The following is a 12,214-nucleotide window of genomic DNA, read 5'->3' on the forward strand; positions in this document are numbered from 1 at the left end:
GATGCTGTTCGAAGGGGCGATCCTGCTGGGCGTCGCGACCTTGTTCGTGCTCATATTTCGTCGGCTCGGCCTTGGTGCCGTGCTCGGCTATCTGATAGCCGGAGCGCTGGTGGGGCCGCATGGGTTCGGTCTCGTCGGCGGTGCCGAATCGAAACTTGCGATTGCCGAAATCGGGATCGCCTTCCTGCTTTTCCTTGTCGGACTCGAATTGCATCCGCGCCGTTTGTGGCAGCTGCGCCGCGCAATTTTCGGCCTTGGCATGGCGCAGGTCGCGATCACCGGCCTGATCCTGACCGGGCTGATTTTCCTGACGCAGGGGTTCAGCCTTGCCGCCGCGATCGCGCTCGGGCTTCCGCTTGCGCTGTCGTCGACCGCGCAGGTTCTGCCAGGGCTCAAAAGTTCGGGGCGCATTAACTCGCCCTTCGGCGAAAAGGCCTTTTCGATCCTGTTGTTTCAGGATCTCGCCATCGTTCCGTTGATCACCATCGTCGCGGCGCTGTCGCGCGCGCCTGCCGATCCGTCGGCGCCTCCGGGCGGGACGCTTGCTCTCTATACGGTTGGTGCGATTATCGGACTCGTCCTCGCCGGGCGTTTCATTCTGAACCCCCTGCTCAAGCTCATCGGACGCTATGGCGAGCGCGAGCTGTTCGTGGTGGTCGGGCTGCTCGCGGTGCTGGCGAGTGCGGCGTTGATGCACAGCCTGCACCTGTCGACCGCGCTCGGGGCCTTTGTTGCAGGCGTCATGCTCGCCGACTCGCCCTATCGGCACGAGATAGAGGCCGATGTCGAACCTTTCCGCCTGATCCTCCTCGGCCTCTTTTTCCTCGCGGTCGGGATGGTGCTCGACATCAATGTCGTGCTCGCCGATCCGTTGCGCGTCGTCGGGCTCGCAGCGGCTCTCGTCGTCGTGAAACTCACCGTGCTGACCTTGCTCGTTCGCATTTACGGCAAGTCGTGGAAGACCGCGCTCGGGCTCGGGCTGTTGCTCAGCCAGGGCGGCGAGTTCGGTTTCCTGCTCTTCACGCAGGCGCAGCAGGCCTTGCTCATCGCGCCCGAGGCCGCGAGCCTGTTCAGCGCCGTCGTCACCCTGTCGATGATTTCGACCCCCTTCCTGATGCTGTTCGCCCGCAACCTCGAATTTGCACCCGACCGCGACGGGCCGGCGATGGACGGACCGGAGGAGGCTCCGCGCGGCTCGGCGCTCGTCATCGGCTACGGCCGTTTCGGCCAGACGGTCGCGCAGATGCTCCACGCGGTCGATTGTTCGGTAACGCTAATCGACAAAAAGCCAAGCCAGATCGAGCGGTCGGGACGGTTCGATACCAAAGTCTATTATGGCGACGGCTTGCGGCTCGACCTGCTGCGGCGTGCGGGCGCCGACGAGGCGAAGCTCATCATCTATTGCATCGACGACGCCGCTTTCGACGCCGCGACGCTGAAGCCGGTGGTCGAGGCTTTTCCGCACGCAAAGGTGCTCGCGCGCGTGTTCGACCGCCGTCAGCTGATTGCGATCGACGGCGCGGGGACGAGCGGCGCCGTGCGCGAGGTATTCGAAAGCTCGGTGGCGCTCGGCCTGATGGCGCTCGAGCAGCTCGACATCGATCCGCGCGAAATCGCCGATGTCGAAACCGCGCTGCGCCAGCTCGACGCAACGCGGCTCGCGGCGCAGATGGACGAGGGCAATTTGTCGGCGGGAATGGACCACCGCTTCAAGCCCGGCGGCGGGCGCGAGTCGGCGAGTGTGCTCGAAAAGCTGCGCCAGCGGCGACAGGCCGCAAAGACTGCGCATCATGGCGAAGAGGCGGAGCAGGCCGCCGACCCCGCACCGTCAGCCGGCTGAGCGTTCCGCGTCAAGAAAATCGGCGACGATATCGAGGCCATAATCTTCGGTAACGAACGAGCGACCGATGCCGCGCGTCAGGATGAGCGGCAGTTTACCCCCGCGCACCTTCTTGTCGTGCGCCATATGCGCGGCGAGCGTCTTGCCATCGGCCTTGATCCCCGCGCTCGCGAGGCCGTGCGGCAGGCCGACATCAGCGAGGTGCGCGGCAACACGGTCGGCATCGGCGGCTGGGCACAAGCCCTGCGCCGCCGAAAAGCGATGCGCGAGCGCCATGCCGGCAGCAACCGCTTCGCCGTGGAGCAGCTTGTCCGAATAACCCGTCTCCGCCTCGAGGGCGTGGCCGAAGCTGTGGCCGAGGTTGAGGAGTGCGCGCACATCGAGCGTTTCGCGTTCGTCCGCCGCAACGATGCGCGCCTTGGCCGCCACGCTGTGCGCGATCGCGCGCGTTCGGGCTTCGCTGTCGCCCGCTAGCAGCGCCGCACCATTTGCCTCGCACCAGCCGAAAAAGTCGGCCTCGTCGATGAGGCCATATTTGACGACCTCTGCATAGCCCGCGGCGAGTTCACGACGCGGCAAGGTGGCAAGCGTTTCGGGATCGATGACAACCAGCGAGGGCTGATGGAAGGCTCCCACCAGATTCTTGCCCGCGGCAACGTTTATCGCGGTCTTGCCGCCGACGCTGCTGTCGACTTGTGCGAGCAGCGTCGTCGGAACCTGGATGAAATTGCACCCGCGCTTGACGATCGAGCAGGCGAAGCCGACCAGATCGCCGATCACGCCGCCGCCGAGCGCGATGACATGGTCGCCGCGCTCCACCCCTTCGGCAATCAGCCACTCGGTGACGCGGGAGAGTCCCGCCCAGCTCTTGCTCGCTTCGCCCGGATCGACCACGAGCGAGGAAAAGGAAATGCTCTCGGCCGCCAGCCCGAGCCCGAGCGCGGCGAGATAGTGGTCGGCGACGTGGCTGTCGGTGACGATCATCGTTCGCGGGCGCCTCAGCAACGGCGCGACGTGCTCGCCGATCGACCGGATCAGGCCGTCGCCGATCAGGATGGGGTAGCTGCGCGAGCCGAGTTCGACGGTCAGGCTTTCCATGTTCCAAGTGCCTCCATGATATCGCGGACCGTATATTCGTGCGGGCTCGACGCCGAACTGACGCGCAGATGCGCCTCGGCATAGACGGGGTTGCGCACCGCGGCGAGCTCGCGCAGCACTTCGCCCGCATCGCGTCCTTTGAGGAGCGGACGGTGGCTGCGCCGCGCCACGCGTTCGACGAGCGTCGCAATGTCGGCGTCGAGCCAGATCGACAGCGCGTTGCGCTGGATCAGGCCGCGCGTTTCGTCGTTCATGAAAGCGCCGCCGCCGGTCGCGAGCACGAGCGGCTTGCCCGACAACAGGCGCGCGATCACCCGCCGCTCGCCGTCACGGAAATGCGCCTCGCCGAACCGGGCGAAAATATCGGCGATGGTCATGCCCGCCGCGCGCTCGATCTCGTCATCGGCATCGGCGAACGGCATGCCAAGCCGCTGCGCGAGCCGCCGACCGATCGTCGACTTGCCCGATCCCATCAGTCCGACAAGCACGATCGGCCGCGCACGGATCGACGCGGGGATCGCCTTTGCGCTCAGCGGCGTGGGGCTTTTCGGGTTTCGCGACATGGTGGGCGCGGCTATACCGCCCGAGCCGCGCGGGACAATGGTTTTCGCGGGTTTGAAAATCGGACGAACTGCAGGCACGGGATATTGCGCGACGGGGGCAGATCGGGAAAGAGCCGGTGGATCACACGGGGCATCGTGTTGATTCTGACGCTGCTGGCCCTTTGGCTCTTTCTGCTTTTCATGGGGCGGCCGATCGAATCCCGGACGATAGAGGTGGACGTGACCGACGTTTTGGCCGAAAGCGCGGCGCAATGACGAAGAAATTGCTGACGCTGACATTGGGCCTCTCCGGCTCGGCGATTGCCGCGGCGCTCGTGCTTCCGGCGATTGCGCAGGAATCGCTGCTTCCCGAGGGTTTTGGCAGCCCGCCCGAAACCCCCGCGCCGCGTCCCGCACCGGCACCGACCGCGACGCCGACGCCTTCGCAGGGCACGCCGCCCGCCTCCGGAAGCGTCGCGCCGCCCGCCGTCACTCCCACCGTTCAGGCCGGCGACAGCGATGACGGCGAAGACGAGGAAGAGGTCGAATCCGGGACGCTCAAATACGACCTTCCGCCGGGCACGCGCCGCAAGCTGACGCGCGTTGGTCCGCTGACGCCCGACACGGGCGGACTAGTGCCCGATGCCCTCGGCGTGCGCGGACAATATGCCGCAGCGATCATGCGCCACACCAACGGGAATCTGGCGTCGCGCTGGGGTCAGATATTGTTGCGCCGCGCGCTCGCGTCGGCGCTCGACACGCCGTCGACGATCAACGGCGCCGATCTTGCCGCCGATCGCGCCGCGCTGTTGCTGCGCATGGGGGAATCGATCGCCGCGCGGATGGTCGTCCAGTCGGTCGATTATGACCGCGCGTCGCCGCGGCTCGTGCAGGTCGCGCAGCAAAGCTATCTCGCGACCGCCGATCCGGCGGGAATGTGTCCCTATGTCCCCGCCGGCCTGGCGCATGGCGACGAACATACTTGGCGGCTCGCCTCCGGTATCTGTGCAGGGTTGTCGGGGGAGGCGGGACCTGCCGGCTGGGCGATTTCACGCGTCCGGTCGAGCGGGCGGATCAAGAATTTCGACGTCCTCATCGCCGAACGCGTCCTCGGCGCAACGGGAGCCGGGCGTCGCTCGACGACCATCGAATGGACGAACATCGACCGCCTGACGAGTTGGCGATTCGGCATGGCGACCGCGACCGCGGTCGAGGTGCCCGCCGAGCTTCGCGCCGCGGCTCCCGATTATATGCGCAGCTGGACCGTCCTCGCGCCGATGAGCGAGATGGCCGACCGCGTCGCCGCCGCGCCGACCGCCGCTGCGCGGGGCGTGCTGTCGAGCGATGCCTATGTGTCGTTGCTCAGCGCTGCATCGGAGGTGGCCGAGCCGTCGGCCGAACTCGCCGACCAAGTCGCGTTGCTGCGCACCGCCCATGCGGGCGAAACGGGTGCCGACCGCTATGCCGCGATGGAAAGCCTGTGGAGCGGTGCAACCGGGGCCGCGCAAAGCTATGCCGCGCTCGTCGCGACAGCGCGGGCAGCGGCGGGTGTGCCGACATCGGCCGACGTTGACGACGATCCGTGGCAACTTTTGGGCTCGATGCTCGCGGGCGGCTATGATCGCAACGCCGCAGCCTGGGCGCCGAAACTCGCGGCAGGATCGCGCGCGTGGGGCGTCCTGGCCGTTGGCGCGCCGCGTCCGCTTGGCGGCACCGATGCGGGTGCAATCGGAAATTTCGCGGGCGATGACGACAGCGCCGATTCGCTGCGCTCGAAGTTCCTGCTTGCTGGCCTGTCGGGGCTCGGGCGGATCGATGCGGGAGAGGCCGCGTCGGCGGCGCGCAGCCTGAACGCCGACCTCGGCAAGCAGACGCGCTGGACGCGTGCGATCATGGCAGCGGCCGAGCGCCGCGAACCCGCTATGGTCGCGCTGATCGCTGCGGCGGGGATGCAGGGCGAATGGGCCAAGGTGCCGCCTTATCATCTCTATTACATCGTACGTGCGCTGCGCGAGGTTGGGCTGGAAGCCGAAGCCCGCATGATTGCGGCCGAGGCGCTCGTCCGTGTTTGAGCGGCGCGCGGCGCTGAGGAACAATGGCTGACGGGTCGCTGATCGACCGTTTTCTCGAGATGATGGCCGCCGAGCGCGGGGCATCGCGCAACACGCTCGTCGCCTATCGCCGCGACCTTGAACAAGCCGCCGAGTTGGTGCGCGGGACGCTGGGCAACGCCGACCAGGCGGCGCTGCGCGCTTTGATGGCGGCCTATTCGTCGCTTGCGGCGAGCAGCGCGGCGCGCAAATTGTCCGCGCTGCGCCAATTCTATGCCTTCCTGCTCGACGAAGGCGACCGCAGCGACAACCCTGCGCTCGACATCGCGCGGCCCGCGACGCGGCGTCCGCTGCCGCGCATCCTGTCGCACGCCGACGTCGAGCGGCTGTTCGCCGTGGCGAGCGAGGAAGCGGCAGGAGATGCCCCGCTTCCCGCGGCTGTTCGCCTGCTCCTCCTCCTTGAATTGCTCTATGGTTCGGGGCTGCGCGCGAGCGAACTCGTCAGCCTGCCACGCCGCGCGGTGGGCGGGGCGCGCGAATTTCTGATCGTACGCGGAAAAGGCGACAAGGAGCGGTTGGTTCCACTGTCGGCGCGGGCGCAGACGGCACTCGACCGCTGGCTGCCGCTGGTGGGCGACGCTTCGCCGTGGCTGTTTCCGTCAGGCAAGGCGCATCTGTCGCGCGTGCGCCTGTTCCAGTTGCTGCGCGATCTCGCGGCACGCGCCGGGATCGAACCGGCGTCGGTCAGCCCGCATGTGCTGCGCCACGCTTTTGCCACCCACCTGCTCGAGGGCGGGGCAGACCTGCGCGCGTTGCAGACGCTGCTCGGTCATGCCGACATTGCGACGACCGAAATTTACACGCATGTCGACAGCCGCCGCCTTGTCGAACTGGTCAACCGGCGTCACCCGCTGGCGGGGATGGACGGCGTTGACCTGAAGCCGCCTTCGGCCTAGCGCTCTGCGCCATGACAGGCTTTCTCGATTTCGAAAAACAGGTCGCGGCGCTCGACCGGCAGATTGCGGAACTGCGCGAAATGGGCGGCGATCCGACGCTCAACATCGACAATGATATCGCAAGACTGGAGGATAAGTCCTCGAAATTACTTCGCGAAATCTATGCCAAGTTGACACCTTGGCAAAAGACGCAGGTCGCGCGCCATCCCGATCGCCCGCATTTCAAACATTATGTCGCGGGACTCTTCGACGACTGGATGCCGCTCGCGGGCGACCGCAATTTCGGCGACGATCAGGCGATCCTCGGCGGGCTTGCGCGCTTCCGCGGACGCCGCGTGATGGTGATCGGTCACGAAAAGGGCGACGATATTCCCTCGCGCATGAAGCATAATTTCGGGATGGCAAAGCCGGAGGGCTATCGGAAGGCGATCCGTCTGATGCAGCTTGCCGACCGTTTCGGGTTGCCGGTGGTGACGCTGGTCGACACGTCGGGCGCTTTCCCGGGAATTCAGGCCGAGGAACGCGGGCAGGCCGAAGCGATCGCGCGTTCGACCGAACAATGCCTCGCGCTTGGTGTGCCGATGGTTGCGGCGATCGTCGGCGAAGGCGGATCGGGCGGCGCGATCGCGCTCGCTGCGGCGAACCGGGTGCTGATGTTCGAACATGCGGTCTATTCGGTGATCTCGCCCGAAGGCTGCGCGTCGATCCTGTGGCGCACGTCGGACAAGGCAGCCGATGCGGCGGCGGCGATGAAGATGTCGGCGCAGGATTTGCTGGCGCTCAAGATCATCGATGCGATCGTTCCCGAGCCGGTGGGCGGCGCACACAGAGCGCCGGAAGTTGCGATCAAGTCGCTCGGCGACGCGATTGCGCGCGAACTCGACAAGCTGTCGGGGCTGCCGCGCGATGCGCTCCTCGCCGCTCGCGAAGAAAAATTCCTGGCGATGGGCCGCGCCTGAGAGCAGCGAGCCGCGCGCCGGAACCTGAACGGCGTTCGTCGCGTTCCCTATTTCATGACCGCCAAGCGACGGCCTGCTCGCCCCGCTTGCGCCCCATGCAATCAGGGATAAACAGACATGACGATCGCGAAACTGGGAGGTTCACGGATGGCTCGCTCGATGACGGCGCTCGCAATGGTCGCCGCGCTTGCCGGATGCGCAATGGCGGGGGGCAGCGCGACCGCCCCCGCCGATGCTCGCACCACCGGCGAAATAAAGACGGCGACGACCATTTCGGCCGCCGAGCGCAAACAGGGCGCCGATGCACACCCGCAGTTGCTCCAGGAATTCGGCGGCGCCTATAGCGGGTCGCAGACGGCCTATGTGGGCCGGGTGGGCCAGAATATCGCGGTGCAGTCGGGGCTCTCGAACGCGCGCAGCGATTTTACCGTCACCTTGCTCAACTCGCCGGTGAACAACGCCTTCGCCATCCCGGGCGGATATATCTATGTCACGCGCCAGCTGATGGCGCTGATGAATGACGAGGCCGAGCTGGCAGGCGTGCTGGGGCACGAGGTCGGCCATGTCGCGGCGCAGCACAGCAAGAAGCGGCAGAGCGCGGCAACACGCAACACCATCCTCGGTGTGCTGGGCGCCGTGCTGGGCGGCGCGATCGGCGACCAGGGTGGCCTGCTCGGCGGGCTCGGCGGCCTTCTCCAGAACAATGCGATGCAGGTCGCACAGCTGGCGACCCTTGGATTCTCGCGCGGACAGGAACTGGAAGCCGATCAGCTGGGCGTCCAGTATCTGCGTAGCGCCGGCTATGACACGCTCGCGCTGTCGACGATGCTGGCGAGCCTTGCGAACCAGACGAGCCTCGAGGCGCGCCTGTCGGGCGGCGATGCGCGCTCGCTCCCGGAATGGGCGAGTACGCACCCCGATCCGGCATCGCGCGTCCGCAACGCGCAGACGCTCGCGCAGCGCTTCGGCGGCAGCGGCGGTATGCGCAATGCCGACACCTTCCTCGCGTCGGTCGACGGTGTGCTCTATGGCGACGACCCGGCGCAGGGCGTGGTCGAGGGCCGCGAGTTCATCCATCCCGACCTGCGGCTGCGCTTCACCGTCCCGAACGGCTATGGGATGCAGAATGGCACCACCGCCGTGACCGTCAGCGGCAACGGCGGGCAGGCGCAATTCACGACCGGCGCCTATAATGGCGACATGAACGCTTATATCGCGTCGGCCTTTCGCGCGGTTGCGGGCAACACGACGCTGTCGCCGGGGACGATCCAGCGCACGACAGTGGGCGGCATTCCCGCCTATTATTCGGTCGCGCGCGCCAATACCCAGTCGGGACAGGTCGACGTCACCGTCTTTGCCTATGAATTTTCGGGCAGCAGCGCCTTTCATTTCGTGGCGCTGACGAAAGCGGGCGGTGCGGGGACGTTCAATTCGATGTTCAACAGCGTCCGGCGGCTGAGCGCGAGCGAGGCGTCGGCGGTACGTCCGCGGCGGATCGATGTGGTAACGGTGCAAGGCGGCGATACGGTGGCGAGCCTGTCGCGGCGCATGGCCTACACCAACTATCAGTCCGAACGCTTCCAGGTGCTCAACCGGTTGAATTCGGGGAGCCGTCTGACGCCGGGGCAAAAGGTCAAGATTGTCGTTTACGCCAACCGTTGAGGCCAAGCGCCCGACATGTGAAAAATCGAAAAGGGCGGTGGATTGCTCCACCGCCCTTTCCTTTATCGTTCGTGCGCCGCGATTGAGTGCGGCGACGCGAATGGCTTACTTATCGAGGCCATCCTTGACTTCTTTGAACGTACCGCTGACGCTTTCGCCGACCGCGGTCATCGCGGTGATGCCGGCAACGGCGATGAGAGCGGCGATCAGGCCATATTCGATGGCGGTCGCGGCCTTGGTGTCGCGAACGAACTTTTTGATGAACTTCATGTCTGGTCTCCTGACAAGTCACTTACCCTGTTGACAGTCTGGTCGTGGTCAACACTGGCCGGTTTAAGTGGAATTGGTTTTGAAAAACTTAATGCCAACACGGGCAAATCGCTGGTTGAAGTCCCGAATTCGGACATTTCAGCGGCCTATGGCGTCGGCTGTCGTGTCGGACACATTGGTCCACATGGCGATCGCCGATTCACCGACCGCAGTCATGGCGCCCAGCGCCGCCATAAAGATGAGCGCCAGAATCAGCCCATATTCGACGGCTGTGGCGGCCCTGGTCGACCGCATCAGCCTGATAATGTTGCGCATTGTTCCACCCCTAACTGAAGTGATAGTTCCCGAGGCTGCCGACAATCGCACAGGAAGGTTAACAATTTGTCCGTAGAAAATGGCGGAAATCCGCCGAATAATTGTCTCATTGTGGTCGCGGCGGCGCTCGTCGATCGCGACGGTCGGCTGCTCGTTCAGCAGCGTCCCGAGGGCAAGCCGATGGCGGGGCTGTGGGAGTTTCCGGGCGGCAAGATCGAGCCTGGCGAAACGCCCGAAGCGGCTCTGATCCGCGAATTGCACGAGGAACTGGCGATCGATGTCGAGGCGGCGTGCCTTGCGCCAGCCTGCTTTGCAAGTGACACCCTCGGCGATCGGCACCTGTTGCTGCTCGTCTATGTTTGCCGCAAATGGCGAGGGACGCCCGTGGCCCAGCACGCGAGCGCGCTGCGCTGGGTCCGCCCCGTCGAATTGCACAGCCTGCCGATGCCGCCTGCCGACAAGCCGCTCATCGGGCTTCTGGAAGCGCTGGTTTAATCCTTCGGTTTCAGCGCGTCGGCCAGCGACGCCGTGCCGCTGCCGCGGCGTGCGGGCTTCGGCTGGTCGGGATGCGGTGCCCAACCGCTGAAATGGACAATTCGAAACTGTTCGGCAGTCCGGCCGTCGGGATCGGCTTGCGCAGCAAAGGCGGCAGCGACCAGCGCGGTCTCCTCGCGCGTCAAGGGCGGCGGCGCCGCGGCCATCTGGTTCGACAGGCCGGCCGCGCGCAGGTCGCGGACAAGCGCAAAAAGATCGCCATAACGCACCGTCAGGGCGTCGACATCGACGACGGGGAGCGCAAAACCGGTCCGCTGGAGCAGATTGCCCATCGCCGATAGGTCGATTTGGGGATGCAGGCGCGCGACCGAACGAACGCCCTCGCTGACCAGCGCGCGCCGTAGTCGCGCAAGGCTGCCGTCGCCGACGAAAGCGCCCAGAAGCAGCCCGTCGGGTGCGAGCAGCGCGCGCATGCGAACGAGAGCGCCCGGCACGTCGTTGACGCTTTCGAGGCCGCCCGGCCAGACAATCAGGTCGAAGCTTTCGAACGGCAGATCGATCGCATCGGCCTCGCCAACCAAGGCACCGCGTGCGGCGGCGAGGCGCGGCCCCGCTTCGAATAGCGTTAGCGTGGTTGCCGCAGCACGCAACTGGTCAGCGAGAGCGGCATCGTGTGCGCCGATGAGCAGGACGCGCGGCAACGGGCGCGTCACCATCGCAAGCCGGTCGAGCAAGGTTTCGGCGATGATCGGCGCAAGGAAGTTCGCCTCGGCGGGCTGGAAGCCCATCCGGTCGCGCTGCGCGCGGAGGCGTGCGATCGAAAAAAGCGGGGCAGGGGGATGCGCCATGCGCGCGCTTGTGCCGTCGCACGCGATGCTTCACAAGCCCCTGATGGACACGGCAGCGGGGGACGCCGAAATCGCCGGGGTGACACGGGCGCCTGACCTGTGGCGTGCGCTGCGCGCTGCGGCGTCCGCGCTCGTCGATTACGCGCTGCCGCCGCGTTGCCCGGGGTGCGGCGTGATCGTCGGCGCCGACCGGCAATTTTGCCTTGAGTGCTGGTCCTCGCTCGATTTCCTCGACGGTCCGGCGTGCATGCAATGTTCGATTCCGTTGCCCACTGCGCTGGCAGCGGCGCCGCTGTCGTGCGGCGCATGCCTTGCCGACCCGCCGCCGTTCGACGGTGCCCCCGCAGCGGTCGCCTATGGGAAGATCGCGCGGACCGTGGCGCTACGTCTCAAATATGGACGACGCACCGGGCACGCGCAGTTGATGGCGCAGTTCATGGCGCGGCGGCTTGCGGCGCTGGGGCCGGTCGACGCGATGCTCCTTGTGCCGGTGCCGCTGCATCGCTGGCGGCTCTGGTCGCGGGGGTTCAACCAGGCGGCACTCGTCGTCGATGCGCTCGCGCGGCTGACGGGCGCCGAGTGCGACCACCGGCTGCTCCTGCGCACCAAATCGACCGCATCGCTCCGCGGCAAGCGGCGGCGCGAGCGTGAGCGCATCGTTGCGGGCGCCTTCGCATTGGCGCCGCATGCCAAGGCGCGCGCGGCCGGACGCCATGTCGTGCTGATCGACGATGTCCATGCCAGCGGGGCGACTTTGCGCGCCGCGGCGCGCGTTCTGCGCCGCAGCGGCGCCGCGCGCGTGTCGGCACTGACATGGGCGCGCGTCGTTCCCGAATCCCTGATGACTGGCAACATATTTGACTTTGCCTCGTTGGATTCCGATATCAATGACGAAAGGATGACAGGTAAGCCAAATGGCGAAGATTGAAGTTTATACGAAATTCCTCTGCCCCTTCTGCACGCGCGCCAAGTCGCTGCTCGACAAGAAGGGAGCCGAATATCGGGAAATCGACGTGACCATGGACCGCGCCGGCTTTGATGCGATGGTCGAGCGCGCGGGCGGACGGCGAACGGTTCCGCAGGTGTTCATCGACGGACGCCACATCGGCGGCAGCGACGACCTCGCGGCGCTCGACGCGGGCGGGGCTCTCGATACATTGCTGGGATCGGCCTGACCC

The 12,214-nt window shown here is 66.2% G+C and carries 13 protein-coding genes; 8 read left to right on the forward strand and 5 right to left on the reverse strand.

All coding sequences use genetic code 11. The features are described 5' to 3' along the window. Nucleotide 1 precedes the first annotated feature (1 nt). Nucleotides 2-1,840, forward strand: a complete 1,839-nt coding sequence (locus H7692_RS14305) for a cation:proton antiporter (RefSeq protein ID WP_227340483.1) — start codon at nucleotides 2-4, stop codon at nucleotides 1,838-1,840. Here the strand turns inward: H7692_RS14305 and aroB are convergent. Further along, nucleotides 1,829-2,938: a 3-dehydroquinate synthase gene (aroB, locus tag H7692_RS14310; protein WP_227340410.1), complete on the reverse strand. Its 1,110-nt coding sequence runs from the start codon at nucleotides 2,936-2,938 to the stop codon at nucleotides 1,829-1,831. The genes H7692_RS14305 and aroB overlap by 12 nt on opposite strands. Beyond that, entirely contained in the window at nucleotides 2,926-3,501 is a 576-nt protein-coding gene (locus H7692_RS14315; RefSeq protein ID WP_227340411.1) for a shikimate kinase, read from the reverse strand. The genes aroB and H7692_RS14315 overlap by 13 nt, the downstream gene beginning before the upstream one ends. 251 nt (nucleotides 3,502-3,752) lie before the next feature. On the opposite strand from H7692_RS14315, the gene H7692_RS14320 reads away from it, so the two are divergent. The 4 genes from H7692_RS14320 to H7692_RS14335 all read left to right on the forward strand — a co-directional run bounded on the left by H7692_RS14320 (nucleotide 3,753) and on the right by H7692_RS14335 (nucleotide 9,108). After that, nucleotides 3,753-5,552 (forward strand): hypothetical protein, encoded by a 1,800-nt coding sequence (locus tag H7692_RS14320; RefSeq protein WP_227340412.1) that lies wholly within the window; start codon nucleotides 3,753-3,755, stop codon nucleotides 5,550-5,552. A gap of 23 nt (nucleotides 5,553-5,575) precedes the next feature. Beyond that, nucleotides 5,576-6,487, forward strand: coding sequence for a tyrosine recombinase (locus H7692_RS14325; protein WP_222137222.1), 912 nt, complete (start codon nucleotides 5,576-5,578; stop codon nucleotides 6,485-6,487). 11 nt (nucleotides 6,488-6,498) lie between these two features. Then, complete coding sequence (locus H7692_RS14330; RefSeq protein ID WP_222137223.1) at nucleotides 6,499-7,446, forward strand: acetyl-CoA carboxylase carboxyltransferase subunit alpha; 948 nt, start codon at nucleotides 6,499-6,501, stop codon at nucleotides 7,444-7,446. 159 nt (nucleotides 7,447-7,605) lie between these two features. Next, complete coding sequence (locus H7692_RS14335) at nucleotides 7,606-9,108, forward strand: M48 family metalloprotease (RefSeq protein WP_222137224.1); 1,503 nt, start codon at nucleotides 7,606-7,608, stop codon at nucleotides 9,106-9,108. A 105-nt stretch (nucleotides 9,109-9,213) separates the two neighbouring features. Here the strand turns inward: H7692_RS14335 and H7692_RS14340 are convergent, their stop codons facing one another. Together H7692_RS14340 and H7692_RS14345 are read right to left on the reverse strand one after the other, a co-directional pair. Continuing rightward, nucleotides 9,214-9,378: a Flp family type IVb pilin gene (locus H7692_RS14340; RefSeq protein WP_201927574.1), complete on the reverse strand. Its 165-nt coding sequence runs from the start codon at nucleotides 9,376-9,378 to the stop codon at nucleotides 9,214-9,216. 138 nt (nucleotides 9,379-9,516) lie between these two features. After that, on the reverse strand, nucleotides 9,517-9,693 hold the full coding sequence (locus tag H7692_RS14345) for a Flp family type IVb pilin (protein WP_222137225.1): 177 nt from the start codon (nucleotides 9,691-9,693) through the stop codon (nucleotides 9,517-9,519). Between the two features lie 66 nt (nucleotides 9,694-9,759). Between H7692_RS14345 and H7692_RS14350 the strand changes: the two genes are divergently transcribed. Then, nucleotides 9,760-10,188, forward strand: coding sequence for a (deoxy)nucleoside triphosphate pyrophosphohydrolase (locus tag H7692_RS14350; RefSeq protein WP_227340413.1), 429 nt, complete (start codon nucleotides 9,760-9,762; stop codon nucleotides 10,186-10,188). Here the strand turns inward: H7692_RS14350 and H7692_RS14355 are convergent. Beyond that, a complete protein-coding gene (locus H7692_RS14355) occupies nucleotides 10,185-11,036 on the reverse strand; it encodes a methyltransferase domain-containing protein (protein WP_222137226.1) in 852 nt (283 codons plus the stop codon). The genes H7692_RS14350 and H7692_RS14355 overlap by 4 nt on opposite strands. Between H7692_RS14355 and H7692_RS14360 the strand changes: the two genes are divergently transcribed. Beyond that, on the forward strand, nucleotides 11,035-11,964 hold the full coding sequence (locus tag H7692_RS14360; protein WP_222137227.1) for a ComF family protein: 930 nt from the start codon (nucleotides 11,035-11,037) through the stop codon (nucleotides 11,962-11,964). The two genes, H7692_RS14355 and H7692_RS14360, sit on opposite strands and share 2 nt — an antisense overlap. Then, on the forward strand, nucleotides 11,951-12,211 hold the full coding sequence (gene grxC, locus H7692_RS14365) for a glutaredoxin 3 (protein WP_201927569.1): 261 nt from the start codon (nucleotides 11,951-11,953) through the stop codon (nucleotides 12,209-12,211). Before H7692_RS14360 ends, grxC begins: the two co-directional genes overlap by 14 nt. Nucleotides 12,212-12,214: the final 3 nt, after the last annotated feature.

This window comes from Sphingopyxis sp. P8, from assembly GCF_020622175.1.
Classification (GTDB): domain Bacteria; phylum Pseudomonadota; class Alphaproteobacteria; order Sphingomonadales; family Sphingomonadaceae; genus Sphingopyxis; species Sphingopyxis jiangsuensis.